The sequence below is a fragment of the Mucilaginibacter sp. P2_A5 genome, assembly GCF_056404995.1.
In genome coordinates this window covers 172,605-196,246 of the sequence record NZ_JBFUCY010000013.1, presented here as the reverse complement: position 1 = coordinate 196,246, position 23,642 = coordinate 172,605, and the positions used below count along the sequence as shown (strand labels likewise).

Sequence of the window (23,642 nt, the reverse complement as noted above, 5' to 3'; positions counted from 1 at the left end):
AAAATATCCGGCGACATTGGGCGATAGAAAACAAGCTGCATTGGACGCTTGACGTTGTCTTTCACGAAGATGCCGACAGAAAAAGGAACAAACACGCAGCCCAAAACTTTTCCCTGATCAATAAGGTAGCTTTAAATATACTTAAAAATGATCAAACGAAGAACATCAGTATCCGAAGAAAAAAGAACATTGCCGCATGGGATCTTAAATATTTACTTATGCTACTGAAATTTTAATGCGTTTGCCCTGATAAACTCTTCCAGTTTATCTGATGGGACTTTAATAGTCATATCTTCGTTGGTATTGAATGCAGATACCCTGCGTACGGAGTCATCGCTAATACGGTAATCCTGGCTGCCCTGGGCCGATGACTCCATTTGATGATGCATTACCATGCCATTGTTTTTAACAGTAAGCGCCGTTATTTTTTCGGCCGTTTGCTGTACATTTTTTACTTTGAAGCGCATGTCGGCCGATTTTACAAGCTTGGGCTGTACAGATAGGGAAGTATCGGCCATCGTTTCTTTATCTAACTTAGCCGAATCGGCGCTGCTGCTGTTGTTAACTGCCTCGTAATTTCCCGACCTGCCTCCCTTACAAGCGCCCAGCAGCAAGACCCCCGCCGCAAGGGCAGTAAAAATTTTTGTTTTCATGATGTTAATTTGTTTTTTGGTTACTATTGATACCGGGAATGGCATTTAGGTAACCCTATAGGTGGGATAATCAGGGGATTAAAGTTGGAGTTGGTACGTGCCAGATGGAAGTACTGTAGAATATAGCTATAGTGGATATCGCAACCGCCACTAAGCACCGACCACTGGCGACCCACCAAACCTTAATGCTTCTTTTTAACCAGGAATTCTTTTTTTTCGTAGATCAGTCCATTGGACGACACACCCTGCACTATGATCGAGAAGTTCCCGGTTATGTCGCTGGTGTAAAACTCAAACACGGTTTCTTTTGAGCCGATTAAAGCGGCATGCTTCCAATAAATTGTTGATTGATATTCAGGTTCCGGAGGATTGAATACAGTATAGTCTGATCCATAAAACTCTTTGGGATAATTTAGGCCATAGAAGGCTATCGCTGTAGGTCCTTTAGGAATAGCGGTACAGCCTCTATAAACAATCCGTCTTTTGGATGATTCGCTGTAATATGCTTCACCAACCACCGGCGGCCGGTTTCTGGAATCATTTTTATCCTGGGTACAATTAAGAAAGTTAGCATGGCACACATAATCCCCGCATTCGTTTTTCCCGTTGAAGGGTTGTTGCTGAAGATTATAAGTATCATCCTTTCTTCCTGTAATTTTAACTTCCTTCAACCTGATTACATGGTCTAATCCCTTAATTGTGGAAGAGTCTGAACTTATTAACGGAACGGGTGTCAAGGTATAATTAACTGGTTTTAATCCGGTTATTAATGCTCTGGTAACCGCTTTAAAAGGGTCTTTCATTTTTATCTGGTAGTTATCACCGGATCCATCGCTCAGCCTTAAGTGAATTTTCCTTCCTTCGGTTGTAATGGCACTGCCATTGTTCAGCTCAAAGCCGCCACTTGCACCTGTAGTAATAATTTTTGTAGCAGAATCTGTACTTAATATTATTTTGATAGGTTTTTTTAATGGTTTTCCGTTTTTAGTTAACGAACCGCTGATAATCATTTGGTTTTCATCAGCAATACTGTCCCTGGCATTGTTTCGGGCCATATCCTGCCAGCTATATTTTCGCCAGCCTTTGATAAGCAATACATTTTCTAAATAATCCTTGTCATCGGCACTTTGCCCCATATAAACCTCTTTTACCGGGAGCGCCGCGAGATCCTGCTTCAGGTAGCGATAGCTTTCAATATCATTGTTTTTATTTACTTCGATTTTGCTGCTCTGTACACACGCTACAGTTACAACTCCCTTTAAAGAATCTGCCATGGCCGGCAGCATTTTTAATTTTATCTGTACCTTTTGCCGCGTGGTATATTCCGCCCGGTCGGTAGTTATCTCTAACGGACTGCGCCGGTTATAATGGGCAAAAAATATTCTTTCGGCGCATGGCCGCTGCAAACTGTCTAATATGGTAACGGCGCTTAACCCCTTGGGCAGATTGGCCAGGTTTACCAGCACCTTTTTCCCTGCCTGTGTTACCTCAACAGGAAGAGAATAAAATACCTGGCGGAAATTGTGAACCACAACCATGAATTTTCCGGGATTGTTGTTGGTTAACTTAAATTGGAGCGAATCATCAGCAATTGTCTTATTGGCAGTGATGGCAACACCTTTTGCCAATATGCGGGGGAATGTATAACTGAAGCTTTTGGAATAACCCATAAGCTTCAGCTCATATTTACTGTTTAAACGCGGCAGCAGCTTAAACCGGCCCATACCATAGCGGTCGGTGTGGATGGTATCAACAATCTGATTGTCCTGGTACAACACCCCGTTAACAGTTAGCGGGCGGCCATATGCGCTTTTTGCTTCCCAGCCAACAGTGCTCACCAGCCCGTCTGTCAGGTTACCGCCTTCGGGATAAAATCCAATGTTGGGTTTTTCGTCTTTAACCGGTAATAACATCTTAACATTCCTCACCTCATTTTTATAGGTTACCTGTACATTCAAAAAGTTACGGCCTGCCACAATTTGGTCGCGCGGGACCGATAACAGGTATTTTCCTTCGGCATCGGTTTTTATCCGCCCCGACGAAAGTTGACCGTTAAGGACCCCGATATCCCATGTAGCCGTTGCGCCTTTTATCGGCACATGGGCTTTCGTTTCAACGGTGAGTACTATCTGCTGGCTGTTATCGGCTTGTGCTTTAGCGGAATCGACCAGGCTCAGCGAAGCAAAAAAGGCTGTCTCCGATGCTGTTTTAATTGATATGGGCTGCAAAAACACATCTTTAGGAATTCCGTTCGTAAGGATGTTGGTATAAGTTATGAATGTGTAATCTCCCGGTGCGATAGAGTCGGGGATTATGGCATGCCCAAATGATAAACCGTTTGCCATATCATATTTTTGATCCAATGCGATTGAACCGGTTTGATCATTGACCAATATTGCAGAAAGTATTGTTGGTTCATGTTTCAGGCTGCTGTAATTTAACAGGTAAACAGTAAACCATACGTTCTCATTATTTACATAAGCGGTTTTATCAAAACAGGTAAACAAAGTAGCGGACGTGTTTTTGTTGCCGTATAAACCGATTTTTGCTATCAGTGAATCGATTGGTTTTTTAACGCCCTGCGCAAAAAGAGTGGTAAAATTGATAACACACGGCAGAAACAGAAATAAAAATCGGGTTATTTTGGGCATACTGACGGGTTCATTCATAAATCCTGGTCGTAATTGGCGCTTTATCGTTACCTTTTTAAGATGGACAGATTTGGTCTTTGGTGTTTTTTGCCAGTTTTTTTTTTGTGTGCTGAGCTATGCAGTCAGATAACAGCAGCAATAAGGGAAGGGAAAATTTGTATTTCATAAAGCAGGTTTAGCGATTAAATTTAACGCTTATAGTTAGTATATACAATCAAAATCGTATTTAAAAGCCTGTGTTTTTACCCTTTAATTAGGATTTTTTTTACTTATAGTTAGCGTTATCACCGGATTAGCAAAAGCCGTGCTTTACATTATATGTTATCGGAAACTTACACGGTAAGTGCATTGGCTCTCGCTATCCCAATTTGAAGTTGTGCTGTGAAGACATCGGCCGTTGAAATTACTACACAACTACGATTTTCTTCTCCCCTTAGGGTCCTTTTTCAAAGAGACCCAGAGGGGACAAAAAAACATTATATTGTACCAGAGGGATATTTACTGTATTTATGAATCCAACCATGCTCGGTATACAGCTCTCCTGAAATCCCATCGCTCAATTCAATTAAATCATCGTCTGGGTTAACCAAATTTTTATCTGTAATGGTGAACCGGGAGCTTTATTGTAACATCCATAACGCATTATGCAAAACCCGGTCGATTATATTAAACACAATTGTATCCGCCGATTCACGACTTTTATCGTCTAATGAGGAGTAAATTTTATGAATATTTTGGGCATCCAGAGAATTCATTTTTCCATTTTTTATGCTTAGATATTCTTCAATTGAAGCATCCCTTAAATTTTCTATTATTTCTTTTCCAAGTAATTCTAATTGTTCCATATAAATATTTCTTAGAGTTATTTCGTCGGATATGAGTGGGCGCTTACATCTTAGTCCCACAGATTTTCTAATAACCATTAACCAATTTGGCGTATACTTAAATACTTGCGATAACCGGATCTGCCAACAAACTCTTATTATTTCTTCTTAACCAGGAACTCTTTTTTTTCGTAAATCAGGCCATTGGACGACACTCCCTGCACTATGATCGAGAAGTTCCCGGTTATATCGCTGGTATAAAACTCAAACATGGTTTCTTTCGAGCCAATTAAAGCGGCATGCTTCCAATAAATTGTTGATTGATATTCAGGTTCCGGAGGATTGAATACAGTATAATCTGACCCATAAAACTCTTTGGGATAATTGAGGCCATAAAAAGCTATGACTGCGGGGCCCTTAGGAATGGCGGTACACCCTCTGTAAATAGCGGGTCCGTTGGGTCCGGCGTATGTGGTACCAATCACTGGTAACCGGCTTGCTGGTCCACTTGGATGATTTGGACAATTAAGAACACCGTAGATACACACCCAATCCCCGCATTCATTTTTTCCGCTTCTGCTCAGTTGAAGATTATAAGTATCATCCTTTCTGCCGGTAATTTTAACTTCCTTCAACCTGATTACATGGTCTAATCCCTTAATTGTGGAAGAGTCTGAACTTATTAACGGAACCGGTGTCAAAGTATAATTAACTGGCTTTAGTCCGGTTATTAGTCTGCTGATAACCGCTTTAAAAGGGTCTTTCATTTTTATCTGGTAATTATCGCCGGTTCCATCGCTCAGCCTTAAATGAATTTTCCTTCCTTCGGTTGTAATGGCACTGCCGTTGTCCAGCTCAAAACTGCCATTTGCACCTGTGGTAATAATTTTTGTAGCAGAATCCGTAGACAATATTATTTTGATCGTTTTTTTTAATGGTTTTCCGTTTTTAGTTACCGAACCGCTGATAATCAATTGGTTTTCATCAGCAATACTGTCCCTGGCATTGTTCCGGGCCATATCCTGCCAGCTATATTTTCGCCAGCCTTTTATAAGCAATACATTTTCTAAATAATCCTTGTCATCGGCACTTTGCCCCATATAAACTTCTTTTACCGGCAGCGCCGCGAGATCCTGCTTCAGATAGTGATAGCTTTCAATATCATTGTTTTTATTTACTTCGATTTTGCTACTCTGAATACAGGCTATGGTTACAACTCCCTTTAGGGAATCTGCCATAGCCGGCAGCATTTTTAGTTTTATCTGTACCTTTTGCCGCGTGGTATATTGTGGCCGGTCGGTAGTTATAGCTAAGGGGCTGCGCCGGTTATAATGGGCAAAAAATATTCTTTCGGCGCATGGCCGCAGCAGGCTGTCTGCTATGGTAACGGCGCTTAGCCCTTTGGGCAGACCGGCCAGGTTAACCAATACCTTTTTCCCTGCCAGTGTTACCTCAACCGGGAAAGAATAAAATACCTGCCGGAAATTGTGGACCACAACCCAGAATTTTCCGGGATTGTAGCTGGTTAACTTCAATTGGAGCGAATCATCAGCAATTGCCTTATGGACATTAATGGCGATACCTTTTGCCAATATGCGGGGGAATGTATAACTGATGCTTTTGGAATAACCTATAAGCTTCAGCTCATATTTGCTATTTAACCGCGGCAGTAGCTTAAACCGGCCCATGCCATAGCGGTCGGTGTGGATGGTATCAACAATCTGATTGTCCTGGTACAAGACGCCGTTAACAGTTAGCGGGCGGCCATATGCGCTTTTTGCTTCCCAGCCAACGGTGCTTACCAGTCCGTTTGTCAGGTTACCGCCTTCGGGATAAAAGCCAATGTTGGGTTTTTCGTCTTTAACCGGCAGTAACATCTTAACATTCCTTACTTCGTTTTTGTAGGTTACCTGTACATTCAAAAAGTTGCTGCCTGCCACAATTTGGTCGCGTGGGACCGATAACAGGTATTTTCCTTCCACGTCGGTTTTTATGCGGCCCGACGAAGTTTGATTGTTAAGTACCCCGACGTCCCATGTCGCCGTTGCGCCTTTTATCGGCACATGGGCTTTCGTTTCAACGGTGAGTACTATCTGCTGTTTGTTATCGGCCTGTGTCTTAATTGAATCGACCAGGGCCAGCGAAGCAAAAAAAGGTGTCTCCGATGCTGTTTTGATGGATATGGGCTGAAAAAAAACATCTTTAGGGCGTCCGTTAGCCAGGATGTTGGTATAAGTTATAAATGTGTAATCTCCGGGTGGGATTGAGTCGGGGATTATGGCATGTCCAAATGATAAACCGTTTGCCATATCATATTTTTGATCCAATGCGATTGAACCGGTTTGGTCATTGACCAGTATTGCCGAAAGTATTGTTGGTTCATGTTTCAGGCTGCTGTAGTTTAACAGGTAAGTCGTAAACCATACATTCTCATTATTTACATAGGCAGTTTTATCGAAACAGGTAAACAAAGTAGCGGAAGTGTTTTTGTTGCCGTATAAACCGATTTTTGCTATCAGTGAATCGATTGGTTTTTTACCGCCCTGCGCAAAAAGAGTGGTAAAATTGATAGCGAAAGGCAGAAACAGAAATAAAAATCGGGTTATTTTGAGCATACTGACGGGTTCATTCATAAATCCTGGTCGTAATTGGCGCTTTATCATTACCTTTTTAAGATGGACAGATTTGGTCTTTGGTGTTTTTTGCCAGTTTTTGTTTTTTGTGCTGAGCTATGCAGTCAGATAACATCAGCAATAAGGGAAGGGAAAATTTGTATTTCATAAAGCAGGTTTAGCGATTAAATTTAACGCTTATAGTTAGTATATACAATCAAAATCGTATTTAAAAGCCTGTGTTTTTACCCTTTAATTAGGATTTTTTTTACTTATAGTTAGCGTTATCACCGGCTTTAGCCAAAGCCGTGCTTTACATTATATATGTTATCGGGAACTTACACGGTAAGTGCATTGGCTCTCGCGATCCAATTTGAAGTTGTGCTGTGAAGACATCGGCCGGGTTGAAATTACTACACAACTACGATTTTCTTCTCCCTCAGGGTCCTTTTTCAAAGAGACCCTGAGGGGACAAAAAAACATTATATTGTTCCAGAGGGATATTTACTGTATTTATGAATCCAGCCATGCTCGGTATACAGTTCTCCTGAAATCCCATCACTCAATTCGATTAAATCATCGTCGGGATTAACCAAATTTTTATCTGTAATAGTGAACCGGGAGCTTTGTTGTAACATCCATAACGCATTATGCAAAACCCGGTCGATTATATTAAACACAATTGTATCCGCCGATTCACGACTTTTATCGTCCAACAAGGAGTAAATTTTATGAATATTTTGAGCATCAAGAGAATTCATTTTTCCATTTTTTATGCTTAGATATTCTTCAATCGAAGCATCCCTTAAATTTTCTATTATTTCTTTTCCAAGTAATTCTAATTGTTCCATATAAATATTTCTTAGGGTTATTTCGTCGGATATTGGTAGAAGTACTTACATTTTAGTCCAGCAGATTTTCTAATAACCATTAACCAATTTGGCGTATACTTAAATACTTTCGATATCCGGATCTACCAACAAACCTTATTATTTCTTTTTAACCAGGAATTCTTTTTTTTCGTAAATCAGGCCATTGGATGATACTCCCTGCACTATGATCGAGAAGTTCCCTGTTATATCACTGGTATAAAACTCAAACACGGTTTCTTTCGAACTGATTAAAGCGGCATGCTTCCAATAAATTGTTGATTGATATTCAGGCTCTGGCGGATTAAACATAGCATAGTCAGATCCATAAAACTCTTTGGGATAATTGAGGCCATAAAAAGCTATGACTGCCGGTCCCTTAGGAATAGTGGAACAGCCTTTGTAAATAACGAGTCCGTTGGGTCCGGCGTATGTAGTACCAACCACTGGTGGCCGGCTTGCTTGTCCACTTGGATGATTTGGACAATTAAGAACACCGTGGCTACACACATAATCCCCGCATTCATTTTTCCCGTTGAAGGGTTGTTGTTGCAGATTATAAGTATCATCCTTTCTTCCTGTAATTTTAACTTCCTTCAACCTGATTACATGGTCTAACCCCTTAATTGTGGAAGAGTCTGAACTTATTAACGGAACGGGTGTCAAGGTATAATTAACTGGTTTTAATCCGGTTATTAATGCTCTGGTAACCGCTTTAAAAGGGTCTTTCATTTTTATCTGGTAGTTATCACCGGATCCATCGATCAGCCTTAAGTGAATTTTCCTTCCTTCGGTTGTAATGGCACTGCCATTGTCCAGCTCAAAGCCGCCACTTGCACCTGTAGTAATAATTTTTGTAGCAGAATCTGTACTTAATATTATTTTGATCGGTTTTTTTAATGGTCTTCCATTTTTAGTTACCGAACCGCTGATAATCATTTGGTTTTCATCAGCAATACTGTCCCTGGCATTGTTTCGGGCCATATCCTGCCAGCTATATTTTCGCCAGCCTTTGATAAGCAATACATTTTCTAAATAATCCTTGTCATCGGCACTTTGACCCATATAAACCTCTTTTACGGGGAGCGCCGCGAGATCCTGCTTCAGATAGTGATAGCTTTCAATATCATTGTTTTTATTTACTTCCATTTTGCTACTCTGAACACAGGCTACTGTTACAATTCCTTTTAATGAATCGGCTAGGGCCGGCAGCATTTTTAGTTTTATCTGTACCTTTTGCCGCGTGGTATATTCTGGCCGGTCGGTAGTTATAGCTAAGGGACTGCGCCGGTTATAATGGGCAAAAAATATTCTTTCGGCGCATGGCCGCAGCAAGCTGTCTACTATGGTAACGGCGCTTAACCCTTTGGGCATATCTGCCAGGTTTACCAGTACCTTTTTTTCTGCCGGTGGTACCTCAACAGGAAAAGAATAAAATACCTGGCGAAAATTGTGGACTATAACCAGGAATTTTCCGGGGGCGTTGCTGGTTAACTTAAATTGGAGCGAATCATCAGTAATTGCCTTATTGGAAGCGATGGCAACACCTTTTGCCAATATGCGGGGGAATGTATAATTGATGCTTTTGGAATAGCCTATAAGCTTCAGCTCATATTTACTGTTTAACCGCGGTAGCAGCTTAAACCGGCCCATACCATAGCGGTCGGTGTGGATGGTATCAACAATCTGATTGTCCTGGTACAACACCCCGTTAACAGTTAGCGGGCGGCCATATGCGCTTTTTGCTTCCCAGCCAACGGTGCTCACCAGTCCGTTTGTCAGGTTACCGCCTTCGGGATAAAAGCCAATATTGGGGTTTTCGTCTTTAACCGGTAATAACAGCTTAACATTCCTTACTTCGTTTTTGTAGGTTACCTGTACATTCAAAAAGTTGCTGCCTGCCACAATTTGGTCGCGCGGGACCGATAACAGGTATTTTCCTTCCACGTCGGTTTTTATGCGGCCCGACGAAATTTGACCGTTAAGAACCCCGACATCCCATGTCGCGGTTGCGCCTTTTATCGGCACATGGGCTTTCGTTTCAACTGTAAGCACTACCCGCTGGCTGTTATCGGCTTGCGCTTTAGCGGAATCGAGCAGGCTCAGTGAAGCAAAAAAGGCTGTCTCCGATGCTGTTTTGATTGATATGGGCTGAAAAAACACATCTTTGGGAATTCCGTTCGTCAGGATGTTGGTATAAGTTATGAATGTGTAATCTCCGGGTGGGATAGAGTCTGGGATTATGGCATGCCCGAATGATAAACCGTTTGCCATATCATATTTTTGATCCAATGCGATTGAACCGGTTTGGTCGTTAACCAGTATTGCAGAAAGTATTGTCGGTTCACGTTTCAGGCTGCTGTAGTTTAACAGGTAAGACGTAAACCACACATTTTCGTTATTTACATAGGCAGTTTTATCGAAACAGGTAAACAAAGTAGCAGGCGTGTTTCTGTTGCCGTATAAACCGATTTTTGCTATCAGTGAATCGATTGGTCTTTTACCGCTCTGCGCAAAAAGGCTGTGAAAATTTATAACACATGGTAGAAACAGTAAGAAAAACCTGGTTATTTTGAGCCTACTGACGGTTGCTTTCATATAATTACTATTCGTAATTGGTGCTTGTTATTACCTTTTTAAGATGGGCAGGCTTGGTCTTTGCTGTTTTTTGCCAGTTGTTGTTTTTTGTGCATGGATCATGCAAGCAGACAACATCAGCAATAAGAGGAGGGATAATTTGTATTTCATAAAACAGGTTTAGCGATTAAATTTAATGCTTATTATTAGTGTTTGCAATTGCAATCATATTCAAAAGCTTTTTTTGCCCTTTGGTTATGATATTTTTCATTAATTATCATTCATTTGCAGTATAAAAACACACACTATGTCATTACAACCAGGCCAGGCGGCACCACAATTTACATTAGTATCATCAGCATTGAAATCTGTATCACTGTCCGATTTTAAGGGGCGCAAAGTGGTATTGCACTTTTTTCCTTTGGCATTTACCGGCGTTTGTACCACGCAACTGTGCACCATGCGCGATAGCTTTGGCTATTACGATGGTTTAAACGCCACCATCCTGGGCATCTCTGTTGATTCGCCATTCGCGCTGGCTAAGTTTAAAGAAGAGAATGGTTACCAGTTTGATTTGTTGTCGGACTTTAACAAGGAGGTATCTACCGCTTATGAAGCCATTTATGCCGATTTTGTGATGGGCTTAAAAGGCGTTTCAAAACGCGCCGCTTTTGTTATCGACGAAGAGCAAAACATCATCTACGCCGAAGTACTGGAAGTAGCTACCGACCTGCCAAACTTTGAGGCCATTGCCGAAGTTGTGAAATAAGGTTTTAAGACTACAGCACACCATGCCTGTCAAGCCGAAATGCCCGACAGGCTTTTTTATGCTTTTTTATCTTTGGCGAAACGTTTCTTAAACTTCAAAAAAAACTTTTCGTAATAAAAGTACGACAATACCGGCACCAGTGCCAGGAGCAGGAGGTTGATGGGATATTTGGTAAGCGGAAACCGGGTATCGTTAGATAAGAACAATTGCTGCCAGATGTAGATACTGTACGACAGTACCCCGATAAAACTCAATGCCTTTAAGTTCAAAAATTTATATATCAAATTGGTTTTAAGGCCGATATTATTGACAATGATAACGCCCACAAAAATGGATATCAACAAATTGATAAAGCAGGATTGCAGCGTAAAAAAAGCATCAAACTTTAGGTAAAAGATCATAAAAATGGATACCAGGGTTGCCGGCAGGCCCCATTTGCCAAAGTTTAGATAACCTTTAAATAACAAAACCGAAAACAGGCAGCCCACAGCGATGCCCTGGAATTTAACCAGGTAGCGTAAAGCGGCAGATAGCACGCCGTTATTTAAAATAGTAATTATTGTTTGAAGGTAAACCAGTACCGGCACCAGCAGAATGATTACCAACAAAATAGTTACGTATAGCTGAAACTTCTTTTTGATAAAAACCGGGAACAGCAGGTAAAACTGTTCTTCAACCGATAGCGACCAGTAATGGGCCAGGCTCCAGTCAAACTGTAACCGTCTGAAGTAGGAGAGGTTGGCGATGAACAGCGCCGACGAAATAAAGCTAAGCGCGCCTACCTGCAATTTGAAAAAATAATTAAGTATGGCAATTACCACTATGTACAGGTAGGCAACCGGAAGGATTCTTAATGCACGCCGGATGTAAAAGTTTTTGAGTGATAAATCGCCGGTTGTTATTTTCTCCTTAATGCATAAGGTGGTAATCAAAAAGCCGCTTATCACAAAAAATACATCAACACCCAGGGGGCCGATAAATACAAAGCCTTGAAAATAAGGGTTATAATTGAGGATGAAATGGTGGATGAGCACCATTATAATAGAAACGGCCCTCAACCCGTTCAGCGATGGATAGGTTTTTTGATCTAAAATAGCAGGCACTTCTTTTATCTCCGAAAAAAGATTGGTGCTTGTGTTAAACTTCACTTTTGGCTTGCTGTACAATTGAAAAATTTAAAGATATATAAAACAAACAAGTAAAACCGGGATGGCCTACAATGATTTATACGTTTTTTGAAAAAAAATGTGACAGATTAAAAAGAAATTCTATCTTTGCATTCCGTTTCAAAAAGCACTCGTAGCTCAATTGGATAGAGCGTCTGACTACGGATCAGAAGGTTAGGGGTTCGACTCCCTTCGAGTGCACACAAATACCCTTGATGGTTGCTATTCCATTCAGGTAGAAAATTAATCCCAAGCCTTTCTGTGTAGTACCGAAAGGCTTTTAATTTATAACGAGCATGCTAAACCTGGTATTGTTTGGTCCTCCCGGAGCCGGGAAAGGGACTCAGTCACATAAGCTTATTGAAAAATATGGATTGATCCATTTATCAACCGGCGATCTTTTACGTGGCGAAATTGCGCAAGGAACAACACTTGGGTTAGAGGCCAAAAAACTGATGGATGATGGCAAACTGGTTCCTGATGCGGTTGTTATCGGCATGATCAGCAATAAGCTGGACGGCAATAAAGACGGTAAGGGTTTCATTTTTGACGGTTTCCCCCGCACGGTTGCACAGGCCGAAGCTTTGGATAGCCTGTTAACCAGCAAGCATTCGGCAATAACCGGCATGATAGCCCTTGAGGTTGACGATGATGAATTATTACGTCGCTTATTGCTACGTGGTAAAGATTCGGGCAGGCCTGATGATGCCAACCCGGAAGTGATTAGCAAACGCATCCATGAATACAATGATAAAACGGCACCAGTGGCCGGTTTTTATAAAAACCAAGGTAAATTTAAAAGCATTAATGGCATAGGCTCGGTAGATGAGATTTTTGCCCAGATATATGCCATTATCGAAGCCTGGTTAAAAGATTAATGTTAAAGTCCGGAAGACGGGAAGTCAGTAAAGTCCGAAAGTTAGGAACGTCAAAACTCTTAAACTTTCGGACTTTACTGACTTTCGGACTTTCGGTCTCCAAGAAAAAAAGAAAAAATTATGTCGCAAGGTTCCAATTTTGTTGATTATGTGAAAATCTGTTGCCGCAGTGGCCACGGAGGGGCGGGCTCTGCGCATTTGCACCGTGATATATTAACCTCAAAAGGTGGCCCTGATGGTGGCGACGGCGGTCGTGGCGGCCATGTTATTGTTAAAGGCAATGCCCAGCTATGGACCATGCTGCACCTTAAATACCGCAAACACGTTATTGCCGGGGATGGCGATTCGGGCGGTAGCTCGTTGCGCAGCGGCAAAACCGGAAGAGATGAGATTTTGGAAGTACCCCTGGGTACCACCGTTAAAAATGCCGAAACCGGCGAGGTGATCTTCGAGATAACCCAGGATGGCGAAACCCGTATTTTAACACCCGGCGGTCGTGGCGGCCTGGGCAACTGGCACTTTAAAACCCCAACCCAGCAAACCCCGCGCTTTGCCCAGCCCGGTGAAGACGGCAAGGAAGACTGGAATATACTGGAGCTAAAGATCCTGGCCGATGTTGGTTTGGTAGGTTTCCCTAATGCCGGAAAATCTACCCTGCTTTCGGTAGTATCTGCTGCTAAGCCCGAAATTGCTGACTATGCTTTTACTACCCTGGTACCTAACCTGGGCATCGTATCATACCGCGACAACCGCTCATTTGTAATGGCCGATATCCCGGGCATCATTGAGGGGGCATCGCAGGGCAAGGGTTTAGGCTTTAGGTTTCTGAGGCATATCGAGCGCAACTCGGTATTGTTATTTATGGTACCAGCTGATACGCCGCGCACCATTAAAGAAGAGTATGAAATATTGTTGAACGAGCTGCAGGAATACAACGCCGAACTGATGCACAAGCCCCGCGTTTTAGCCGTAACAAAAATGGATTTACTGGATGACGAACTTCAGGCCGAAATGAAAAAGGAACTGCCGGAGGGTGTGCCTTCAATTTTCATCTCGTCTGTAGCGCAAAAAAACCTTACCGGGCTGAAAGATTTGCTTTGGACCGAGATCAATAAAGCGAGTGTTTAAAAGCTGAAAGTTTAAAGCAGCCTAAAGCAGAAGGCTGGTTTTCCAAAGAAGTTGTACACTCAACTAAAGCTTTAGGCTTTCAGCTTTCCGCTTTCCGCCTTTAGCTTTACTTAGCAGAATATAGCACATATTTGTCACTCAGCATATCCATATGGAAACCCTTATAGCCTGGGAAACATTTACGGATGATGTTTGATTTTGGCCCCATGTAACTTGCCGGAAGCATGATGAAAATTGGCCCGGCATGGCCGTAGTGCACGTAGTCATCAAACTCAATTTTTACGTCGGGGCCAATGGGGTCTAAAATGATATAACGGTTGTGGTTTATCTCCAGGCCCAGGTCGGGGCTTAAAAATACAAAGATGGCATTGGTGTTTTTCCGGTCGAGCTCCATGATCTGGTCTAACGAAGGCTGATCAATAAACAGGTGGGCAATGCCCGATGTTCCCCTGGCATTTTTTGTTGTATTTTGATAATAACTCGGAATAAAGTAGAAAAGGCTTAAAATGCTAATAAACAGGCATATAAAACCAAATGCAATTTTAACCGGCTGCTTACTTAAACTTACCAGGTATACAATCCCCGGTGTTATCAGTAACCCAATCATCCGCAAATGCCTTCCCTCGTAGGAGATATTGGCCTGCTTTAAAAAGCTATAACCAAAAAACAATATCGAAACCGAATAAAAAACGGTAAGCAGGAGGGTATAATTCTTATTTGGAACGATGCGAATAACCCGTATTACTAAAATTACACTCAATACCGCGGCTAACAACAGAACAACTAACGACCAAAGCGGATTAAGTACAGTGGCGTTGCTATGCGTTATCAGGCCATTAAATACATCATCTAAAGAGAAGCCCGTCAGTATTGGCGAAGCCAAAGGAAAGCTTAATGCCTCCCAGCTAAATTTAAAACCAAATGATATGCCGGCGGGGTTTGCCCCTTTAGATATGTATTGAAAATAAATTACAGCAAATGACAGCACAGCGGGAATACCAATCCAGGTACCATTTTTAACCCAATCAAGTACTGCTGTTTTATTTTTAGAAAGGCTGATCCACAGGTAGATACACCCGGCGCCGTACATCCATAAAAAGGATGATTTACAAAAAAAACCTATCCAGCCCGATAGTAGCAAAAATAAGGCAAGCTTCCAGTTGGCCCTGTCAAAGCTAACACAACCATACAGAAACCATCCTGAGAAACCGAAAAGTAAAACCTCGCCACCATTATAAAATATATAAGGTACAAAAAAAGCCCGCTGAGTAACAATAATCAGCACGCTTATAGCTGCCAATAGCTTTGTAAAGCCCACCTTTTTAAAAAAGGCATACAGCCCGGCTATGCCTAACAAACCACATGCAGCAGTAGTAATGGCCGCTGCACGCCCATCGTTAATACCAGGCAAGGATTTAAAAAAGTACGGAGCCCAATATTGCCCCGGCGACCACCACGATAAAAATTCGCTATAGTTTTTGCTGATGTCAGCAGGGTCTGGCTTATTTGTCATGTTAAAAGCCCCGCCGGCCTGCATTTTATGCATTACCTGCAAACCCCAGGCCGGATCTGGAAAGATGGCAGCCGGGGCTATAAATATCATTATTCCCAGGACGACAGTAAACAGGCTTAAAGCTATTAATATAATTTTGTGTGTATGTGAGTCTTGTTTGATCATGGTTAAGGTATGCGCTTATAGTTACAGGCTGATTTCGCGTTCGCGGACTTTTACCGCCGGGTTCCCCTGGTAAATACTGTAGGGTTCCATGTTTTTTGTGGCTACTGAGCCGGCGGTTAGTACAGCGTGGCTGCCAGCGGTTATACCCAGGTTTACCATAGCGCCGGCGCCTATCCAAACCCCATCCTCCAAAACAACGCTTTTGGTTATCAGGTTAAAGGATGCCGTTTTATAGTTGTGGCTGCCGGTTAGTAATATAGCTCCCTGCGATAAGCATACGTTTGCGCCAATGGTAATCATCACCAGGCTATCTATCCAAACGTTTTCGCCAACCCAGGTTTGGTCGCCAATTTGTAAAAACCAGGGGTACTTGATATTTACGCAGGGCTTTATAGTTACGTTTTTGCCTATCCTGGCACCAAATAGCCGCAATAAAAATACTTTAAAACCACTTGAAGGTATAAAGCTGGTTTTAAAGAAAACCGCGTTCACATAAAACCATAGCAGTCTTTTTAACGCATTGCCGCCCGGGTGAAAAGGATGGTTGTTATAAGTTGACAGGTTGGTTTTGTGCATGTTTGTTGGAGCGCTTATCATTTTGTTTAACCCAAAAATACAGGCTTGCCATTATAATGATGTACAAAATGATATTAAATACAGTATGATGATCAACTATCCGGCTTGAATTTTTATTCCAGAATAATGCCAACAGCACAAAACGTAAAATGTTTAAAAACTGGATAGCTAAAATCCCAGTGATTAAAAAGACAACTTTTTGCTTTGTTTTTTTAGGATAGGCAATAACAAATGCTGCAAAAAAACTCATCAGCCCAAGCCCGAGGCAGGAGTATACCAGCACAATAGCCCCTTTGCCTGCTACCAATAATTCGGTGCCATTATGAATAGCCGAAAAGCCAAACCAGCTAAGTACCTGGGCGCTGATACTCAGCAACAGCCAACGGAGGCCCTGTATGTAATTTAAGTGATTGGCCAAAAACGGGTAGTAGTGTTTGCCCGGATTGGTTATTCCAAAAAACAAAATGTTAAAGTAATAGAACATCAAAAACAGTGCAAGAAACTTGAAAATAAATTTCAAGGGCGAGAGCTGACCTGCGTCTGCCGGCCTGGTTTGTTGCCCGCTTTTCAGGATTTCGTCAATTTTAACATCTACTATCAGCCTGAACCAGAAACCTTGTAAAAAGTGAAAGATTACGCCTGTACGCCCCTCTAACACGCCCAATTGAAATATCATACGATAGGTAAAGTAAAGCATTGGCCTTACATAGCGGGGCAATTGCCACCACAACTGCTTAAGCCAGGCGGTACGCTCATCCGGCGAGCCAAATAATGATGGTTTAAGGGTTTGTTGCCGCGTTTTTTGCATGCGTTCCACCTCTTCCTGCGCCAGTAAATCGCTGTACCGGTTATGTTTGGCTATCCAGAAACTGATGCGGTTCTCTTTCAGGTTTTCTTCCAGGATATGCCCGTCTTTCCATACTTCGGTTTTACCGGGTACTATGAACCTATGATCCATGTTTTCATTCAAATCGGAATAACCTACACCAAAGCGGATCATTTTAAGCAGGTAAAAGGGATAATAACCGCCATGTTTTATCCAGCTGCCTTTAAAAAAATTCTTCCGGTTAAAGTAAATGCCGTTAACGCCCCGGTAATCCTGGTCTCTGAAATTTTCCAGTTTTTCTTTCAGTTCAGGGGTAACAACCTGGTCGGCATCTAAACAAATAATCCAGGGAGTTTTGATATCGAAGTTTTTAAGCGCGAAGTCCCATTGTTTAGGATGATTTTCAAAAGCGTGCTGCAAAACAGTTGCCCCGGCTTTTTGCGCTATGGCTATAGTATCATCATCGCTGCCCGAATCTAAAATAAAAACAGGCGCATCAAGCCCGTCGACGGATTCCAGCAAACGGGGCAGGTGCTGCCCTTCATTGTAGGTAATGATGATAAATGAATATGCCGTGTTCAATGCTGTGTGCTAATTTTAGTATACAAACCTATATATTTTTCAACTATGCTACCCGCGTTAAAATCGGTATAAATAATATTAGGCGCTTGTTGCCTGATGCGTTCCAGTTCATGCGGCCGGGCCACTATTTGGTCAATCATTCCGGCGACAGATATCGCGCTTGTTTCGCACAGCCAGCCAAGCCTGTTTTTATTGACATAATCAGCAAGGCCCACTTCCCGGCTAATGAGTACCGGCGTGCCAACACTTAAGCTTTCAATTACGGCGTTGCCAAAGTTTTCGTCATAGGATGGCAGTACAAAAAGATCATGTTTTTGTAATAGCTCAAACTTATCCTCATTTATAAAGCCCGCCCATGTTATTTTATCACTAACGCTTTTATCGGCAGCTAACTGTTTCAAGCTATCAACATAGCCTTCATTGCCGTTGCCTGCAATGGTAAGATGGAAGGCGGCTTTGACTAAAGACAGTGCGTTGATCAATATATCCAGCCCTTTTTTTTCTTCTATCCTGGAAAAGAATATGAGCTTAATTGAAGCTGTTGTTGCGTTTTGCACCGATGGATGATAAACAGGCAGCTTTACAAAGTTAGGTATGATAGCCGAACTTTTGGGGCTGATAATACTGTTGACAGCTTCATTTTCCCGTTGCGAAGTGGCATGGATATGGCAGCGTTTCAGTACGGGTTTACTCAGTAGGTTATGAATGAGTGATTTGATTGCCCGGTTTTTATTTTGAAAAGAGTAGGGGCTTAAAGTGCCCCTGGCCGATACCACCACCGGTACCCCACGTATTACCGCGATAAGGCAGGATAATACCGAAACCAAATTCCACCAAGCATGGATATGTACAGCGTCATAAGTTTTAGCGTTTTTCCAAACGGCTTTTAATAAGGCCGGCGATAAATGGCTATGGTCTTTAGTGATGCGCTTAAAATAAGTAACATTTACGCCATCAACCATTACGGTTCCATTGGGTTTTACATCCAGCTCGGTTACGCCGTTGGCGGTGGTTGTAAATACGCTAACGGTGCAGCCGGCATATACCAATTGTTCGCAAAGCATGGCTACAGACATGGTTGGCCCGCCATAAACGTAGGCGGGTTTGTACGCTGCCGAAATTTGTAAAATCCTCAAACCTCCTTTAAAATGTTAGATGCCGTGAGTATTTTATGGATGACCAGCATGCTGATATAGCTCCAGAATACCGTATTGATAAGGAACTCAAAACTAAGGCCGCGCCACATGATCTGGAACAAGCCGCTAAATACAAGCGCGGTTCCTAAAATATATCCGCCAAAAAGTTTTTCGGCTTTTACAGAGATAATTTGTGCCACTGCCCCATAAATAAGCATCATGACAAAAACTCCCCAGCCGCCGAGTGTAAGGTAGGCATCTACTATAAAAGCGGGTTTTGCCGATACCGACGAGGCCCTGTTAACTACGCCAGCATCATACACCCGTTCCATAATCAAATCTTCGGTGCTTGGTTTGCCCGGCCAAAAAATACGTGGAATGATAGCCATACCCGATTGGGCAAGCAACTTGGTGCGGTAAAAATCAACAGTCTTGGGCGTTGATTGAGTGAATTTGATGAACATATCAATTTCGCTTAACCTGTAAACCAAGAAACCCCAGTTTGAATCATCTTCATCGCCCGAATCACTATTCAGTGCGGCATCAAGCGCCAATTGTGTGGCTTCATCTGCCGAGGCATCGCCCGACCATGCGTTTTGCCTGAAAATGCGGTTATAAGTTGGCAAAAACATAAATAAAAGAAGCAGGGCAGGTATAAAGATGCCCGCCACCAGCTTTTTGTAATTGGGGTACAGGAAAACCCCCAAAACCAGCACACTAATGATAATAGGCTCCTTAAACCCCGATGTTAAGGCGGTGTAAAAGTTAAAAAAGTAAAAGGCGAGGCAAATAAGCGTATTGCCAATTTTTTTCAGCGGGATAGCGAAGGCAAGAGCCAGGGTACCGGCTATAAAACTCAATGAGCTAAACTGGTTGGCAAACTGTGATAAGCCCGGAATACGAATGAAAAATATAGAGGCGGGGAAACTGACAACTGCAAACATCATCAATAAATTGGCCAGCTTATCTTTGGAGATGTAGTATTTTGATTTGGCACCATAATCCATAAAAATCAAAATACCCGATACGAAAGCAGCATGCCCTAAGCAATAATAGCGCTGACATTGCGCGGTATACTGCAAGCGGTTTTGATCAACCAACGTGGTGCTCACTTTTGCAAAGTTTTGATAGCCCAATACATCCAAAAAGTAAAATATGGAGGTACAGGCCATGTACCCGGCGAAAATGATCTGTACCAAAAAAATCGGGCGCATCAATTGTTCGGCTACGCTCATATCATTTGGTATAGGCTTAACCCAGCCCGTTAGCGTCAGAAAAAATATCAGGAATGATCCAAGCCAGGCTATGATGTATGATAGCTGGGCATCGCTGCTTAACAAAGCAGCCAATGCCCAGGGGACATATAACATAATAATGCGTTCCATCGGGGCCTGTTTAGTTTGCATTGCTGTTATTAATTACGTTTAACATGGCATCTGCCTGTTTACTAAAACTCCAGGCGGCTATTTTAGCTTTGGCATTGCGGCCTGAAATTATTAGCTCATTTTTATCCCCGATGAGCAGATGCAGCTTTTTTGTTAGCGATGATACATTACCGGCTTCACATATTTCGCCGGTAATGCCCGGGTTTACCAGGTCGGCAGCGCAACCGCATTTGTTTGATACCAATACTGGTTTACCAGCCGCCATGGCCTCATTTACTGCAAGCCCCCAAGTTTCACCTGGGCCTTGTGAGGGCAGGCAAAACAGGTTGCAGGCCTGGTATATAGCCGGCATTGCCAATTGATTTTGAAAGTTTATAAAATGAACATTGCTGTTTTTACCGGCAGTTGTTTTTAAAGCTGTCTCCAAAATACCGTTACCAACAAATAATAAATGCGTGTTTGGCATGTTCAAAGTTAAAAAAGCATCCAGCAATAAATCGGGCGATTTCTTTTCTTCGAATTTACCGGCAAACAATATCAAAATATCGGCCGGCTTAATCCCTAAATCCGACCTGATTTTGGAAGCTTCCTCACCTCTTTCGGCAGCAAACCTGTCGTTATCTATAGCGTGCGGCGCAAAAGTGAGCTGCTTATCTTTCATCCCGTATTTTTTAAAGTAAGCGCCATTATCGCTGCCCACATAAAACGCATGATCAACGTGGCCATAAATCCATCTTAAAAAAATAGTCCGCAATAGCTGTTTAGCGCCTGGTTTAGCATCCAGCAGCGTCGAGTCGCCACGAAAATAAACCGGCATTTTGTTTTTAAAATGCCTCATGGCTTTTAAATGGCTATCATATGCCCAACCGTAAACCAAAACCGCATCGGCCTGCCATGATTTTATTTGGCTGATAAGACCGGGGTTTACAATGCCTTTAAAATGATGTGACCCCGGATGAGTAGATGTGTTTTTAACCCACTCGTAACTGTAGCCGTCAAGCAATGGGATATCCCATGAAATGGTTTTGCCAAAGCCGGGATCAAATTTTTCCTGTGCCTCATCGCCCCAGGTATAAAACACCTTAACATCGATTTTATCTGCCAGTAATTTAAATACCGGTGCGTAATACTGGATGGGGTGTGTAGTGATAATGGCTAAGCGCATTTTAAATCGTTTCGCCCATGATTTTAAATCCCCTTGCTGCTTTTACGCGTGCTTTTATAAATTCCACATCGCGGCAATAAATGGTATTATAACTGCCAAATGAATCCATCAAATGTAGTTCCCGTTTAAAAGGGTCATATTGGTAAGGCCTAAAACTATTTGATAAAAGTGTTTGGTGTATATCACCTTCATTAAAGCCATAGCGCAAACCACTACCATTCAGTTCAATAATGATTGCTTTGAGTGTGGGCTGCTTTAGGGTGTCATTCATCCCTTTCAGTACTTCGGTTTCAAAGCCCTCCACATCAATTTTTATGAGGGCCGGTTTATCATTAAGGCTGATAGAATCAACGCTGATCACATTTACCGTTTCTACATCCGTTGCCGGGCTTTCATCGGCACTGATAATGTGGTTAGTGGTATCTTCGTTTTTCGAAAAAGTTAATATGCCTGCCTTGGCGCCCGCGGCCGCGTTTATTAAAGTCGCTTTGTTTTCCAATTGATTCAGGCTGATGTTTTTTGCGGTTATGGCCGCAGTATTTGCCGATGCCTCAATGGCAAAAGTTTTGGCGTTACATACTCCCGAAGCCAATAAGGTGTACGAGCCCGCATTGGCGCCTATGTCGAAAAAAACATCGCCTGGCTTTAAAAAATGCAGCAAAAAAGCCATATCATTAAACTCATGCAAACCCGTATAAATATTGCCTGTAATACCTGTAAGGCCCTTGCGTGCATAAAAATTGATACCGGCAATATAGGGTTTCACTATAAATTTCGCCGGCTGCATGCTGCTTTGAAGCTGCCAGGTTAAAAAACGGATAAAGGCTTTAAGCGGATGCCTTTTACCTAAAGGATGGTTTAATATAAAACCAAATGTTCTTTTAATTTTCCCCACCGGTAACGCTGTCAAAAAGTTTGCATTGGTTTATAGTCATTTGCCTTGCCGAATATCTTTTTACAGCTTCGGCATGATATTGGGGCGGTTCCGGGCTGCCGTTGATAAGGGAAGATAAAAATGTGCTGATGTTGGCCTCGGTAACAGTTTCATAATCATACACCTGTTTAACGCCATATTCCTTCATTATGTTTATTGCCGAGCTTGCCTTGTTAAATATAGCTAATAATGGCTTTTGGGTAAGTAAATACGGATAAATTTTTGAAGCCGTGTATTTGGGATCATCCGAGCCCGGAATAAACAAAGCATCGGCCTGTTGTAGGGTAATTAAGGTGTGATAGTAGCTTATCCTATCGGTAATTTCAACTACACTATCTGCTACGCCCAATTGCAGGGCAAGTGGTAAAATGCTTGGCTTGCCTTGTCCGTTGGCTGCATAACTTGTGCCTATAAAGTAAAACCGCAATGATTTTAAGGCTTGGTTACCATTATTCAATCCTGATTTGAGCGCTTTAAACAGGGGAGTTATCGCCTGATGCATATCCGCACCGCCACGACCAACATATACCATATTGATGTATTTGGAATTGAGCAGGCTATTGAAGGTATCCTTGTTCTGTTCGGCTATCTGCATATCCGGCTCAAATGCCCCGAAGGTTATAGTTGCTGATGGAATGTGTTTAATTAACGGATAACGGTTTTTAAGATCGCTGATGTAATTATCAGATACACTGATGAGGCCATCCACACTATTCATAGCAATGGGTTCCAGGTATTTGTTCAGACGATAAGAGAACCAGTATTTGGGTGGCCTTTGTGCTTTGGGCTTATCCTCGTAATAATCAGAAAACCAGGGGTCCTGCATGTCAATTACGTAAGGAATGCCATAGCGCCTTTTAAAATAGGCCCCCAAAATGCAAACCGGGAATTGGGTGGTCGAAAAATAGATCAGATCGTAGGATTGTGTTTTTAAAAGCTCCTTTATTTTTTGCCTGTAAAACCACAGCGAACGTAAAGCAATACTGCCCAACCCGAGTTTGGATGTTACGCTTTTTTTTAACGCTTTAACTTTATGGATCCTGATGTGATCAGGAATGCTTTGCAAAAGCAGGTAGTCGGTAGGCAGGTCGGTGTATTGTTCATCAACCATCATCACCTCCGCTTCCCAGCCGTTAGCTGCAAAATAGGGCAGGCTCATGCGGATGCGCTGCATATCGGCCCCGTTTACGGGTGGGAAATAGGGAGATATGATAAGCAGTTTTTTCACAGGGT

At 42.3% G+C, this 23,642-nt stretch carries 19 protein-coding genes and 1 tRNA gene; 5 read left to right on the top strand and 15 right to left on the bottom strand.

The genetic code is table 11. The annotated features are described in order from the left end of the window. A partial coding sequence (locus AC1DXF_RS13520) for a transposase (protein WP_477449266.1) occupies nt 1-236 on the top strand: 236 nt, incomplete at its 5' end. Here AC1DXF_RS13520 and AC1DXF_RS13515 read toward each other — a convergent pair. The 6 genes from AC1DXF_RS13515 to AC1DXF_RS13490 all read right to left on the bottom strand — a co-directional run bounded on the left by AC1DXF_RS13515 (nt 222) and on the right by AC1DXF_RS13490 (nt 10,207). Next, complete coding sequence (locus AC1DXF_RS13515; protein ID WP_477449265.1) at nt 222-653, bottom strand: hypothetical protein; 432 nt, start codon at nt 651-653, stop codon at nt 222-224. The two genes, AC1DXF_RS13520 and AC1DXF_RS13515, sit on opposite strands and share 15 nt — an antisense overlap. A 182-nt stretch (nt 654-835) precedes the next feature. Beyond that, nucleotides 836-3,304 (bottom strand): hypothetical protein, encoded by a 2,469-nt coding sequence (locus AC1DXF_RS13510; protein ID WP_477449264.1) that lies wholly within the window; start codon nt 3,302-3,304, stop codon nt 836-838. 620 nt (nt 3,305-3,924) lie between these two features. Continuing rightward, a complete protein-coding gene (locus AC1DXF_RS13505) occupies nt 3,925-4,149 on the bottom strand; it encodes a hypothetical protein (RefSeq protein ID WP_477449263.1) in 225 nt (74 codons plus the stop codon). 137 nt (nt 4,150-4,286) lie between these two features. Further along, entirely contained in the window at nt 4,287-6,743 is a 2,457-nt protein-coding gene (locus AC1DXF_RS13500) for a hypothetical protein (RefSeq protein WP_477449262.1), read from the bottom strand. 479 nt (nt 6,744-7,222) lie between these two features. Further along, entirely contained in the window at nt 7,223-7,591 is a 369-nt protein-coding gene (locus tag AC1DXF_RS13495; RefSeq protein WP_477449261.1) for a hypothetical protein, read from the bottom strand. Nucleotides 7,592-7,729: 138 nt separating this feature from the next. Further along, nucleotides 7,730-10,207 carry a hypothetical protein gene (locus AC1DXF_RS13490; RefSeq protein WP_477449260.1) on the bottom strand — a complete coding sequence of 826 codons (2,478 nt, stop codon included), beginning with the start codon at nt 10,205-10,207 and terminating at the stop codon, nt 7,730-7,732. 286 nt (nt 10,208-10,493) lie between these two features. Here AC1DXF_RS13490 and AC1DXF_RS13485 point away from each other — a divergent pair, with 286 nt between their 5' ends. Further along, complete coding sequence (locus tag AC1DXF_RS13485; protein WP_477449259.1) at nt 10,494-10,955, top strand: redoxin domain-containing protein; 462 nt, start codon at nt 10,494-10,496, stop codon at nt 10,953-10,955. A gap of 56 nt (nt 10,956-11,011) precedes the next feature. Here the strand turns inward: AC1DXF_RS13485 and AC1DXF_RS13480 are convergent, their stop codons facing one another. After that, nucleotides 11,012-12,103, bottom strand: coding sequence for an acyltransferase family protein (locus tag AC1DXF_RS13480; protein WP_477449258.1), 1,092 nt, complete (start codon nt 12,101-12,103; stop codon nt 11,012-11,014). A 145-nt stretch (nt 12,104-12,248) separates the two neighbouring features. On the opposite strand from AC1DXF_RS13480, the gene AC1DXF_RS13475 reads away from it, so the two are divergent. The 3 genes from AC1DXF_RS13475 to obgE all read left to right on the top strand — a co-directional run bounded on the left by AC1DXF_RS13475 (nt 12,249) and on the right by obgE (nt 14,127). Then, nucleotides 12,249-12,322 (top strand) — tRNA-Arg (locus tag AC1DXF_RS13475). A 95-nt stretch (nt 12,323-12,417) separates the two neighbouring features. Beyond that, nucleotides 12,418-12,999, top strand: coding sequence for an adenylate kinase (locus AC1DXF_RS13470; RefSeq protein WP_477449257.1), 582 nt, complete (start codon nt 12,418-12,420; stop codon nt 12,997-12,999). 120 nt (nt 13,000-13,119) lie between these two features. Continuing rightward, nucleotides 13,120-14,127 carry a GTPase ObgE gene (gene obgE / locus AC1DXF_RS13465; RefSeq protein ID WP_477449256.1) on the top strand — a complete coding sequence of 336 codons (1,008 nt, stop codon included), beginning with the start codon at nt 13,120-13,122 and terminating at the stop codon, nt 14,125-14,127. A gap of 106 nt (nt 14,128-14,233) precedes the next feature. Here obgE and AC1DXF_RS13460 read toward each other — a convergent pair whose 3' ends face one another. From AC1DXF_RS13460 to AC1DXF_RS13425, 8 genes are read right to left on the bottom strand one after another with little or no spacing between them, the layout of a single operon-like run. After that, nucleotides 14,234-15,805 carry a hypothetical protein gene (locus AC1DXF_RS13460; RefSeq protein WP_477449255.1) on the bottom strand — a complete coding sequence of 524 codons (1,572 nt, stop codon included), beginning with the start codon at nt 15,803-15,805 and terminating at the stop codon, nt 14,234-14,236. Between the two features lie 21 nt (nt 15,806-15,826). Next, on the bottom strand, nt 15,827-16,381 hold the full coding sequence (locus AC1DXF_RS13455) for a WcaF family extracellular polysaccharide biosynthesis acetyltransferase (RefSeq protein ID WP_477449254.1): 555 nt from the start codon (nt 16,379-16,381) through the stop codon (nt 15,827-15,829). Continuing rightward, the gene (gene xrtY / locus AC1DXF_RS13450; protein ID WP_477449253.1) at nt 16,353-17,789 is read right to left on the bottom strand and encodes an exosortase Y; all 1,437 of its coding nucleotides are present in this window, start codon (nt 17,787-17,789) and stop codon (nt 16,353-16,355) included. The genes AC1DXF_RS13455 and xrtY overlap by 29 nt, the downstream gene beginning before the upstream one ends. Beyond that, a complete protein-coding gene (locus tag AC1DXF_RS13445) occupies nt 17,786-18,925 on the bottom strand; it encodes an XrtY-associated glycosyltransferase XYAG1 (protein WP_477449252.1) in 1,140 nt (379 codons plus the stop codon). The genes xrtY and AC1DXF_RS13445 overlap by 4 nt, the downstream gene beginning before the upstream one ends. Next, nucleotides 18,922-20,331 (bottom strand): exosortase Y-associated Wzy-like protein, encoded by a 1,410-nt coding sequence (locus tag AC1DXF_RS13440; protein WP_477449251.1) that lies wholly within the window; start codon nt 20,329-20,331, stop codon nt 18,922-18,924. Before AC1DXF_RS13440 ends, AC1DXF_RS13445 begins: the two co-directional genes overlap by 4 nt. After that, complete coding sequence (locus tag AC1DXF_RS13435) at nt 20,321-21,475, bottom strand: glycosyltransferase family 4 protein (RefSeq protein ID WP_477449250.1); 1,155 nt, start codon at nt 21,473-21,475, stop codon at nt 20,321-20,323. The genes AC1DXF_RS13440 and AC1DXF_RS13435 overlap by 11 nt, the downstream gene beginning before the upstream one ends. A gap of 1 nt (nt 21,476) precedes the next feature. Then, entirely contained in the window at nt 21,477-22,370 is an 894-nt protein-coding gene (locus tag AC1DXF_RS13430) for an FkbM family methyltransferase (RefSeq protein ID WP_477449249.1), read from the bottom strand. Further along, on the bottom strand, nt 22,357-23,637 hold the full coding sequence (locus tag AC1DXF_RS13425; protein ID WP_477449248.1) for a glycosyltransferase: 1,281 nt from the start codon (nt 23,635-23,637) through the stop codon (nt 22,357-22,359). The genes AC1DXF_RS13430 and AC1DXF_RS13425 overlap by 14 nt, the downstream gene beginning before the upstream one ends. Nucleotides 23,638-23,642 lie beyond the last annotated feature (5 nt).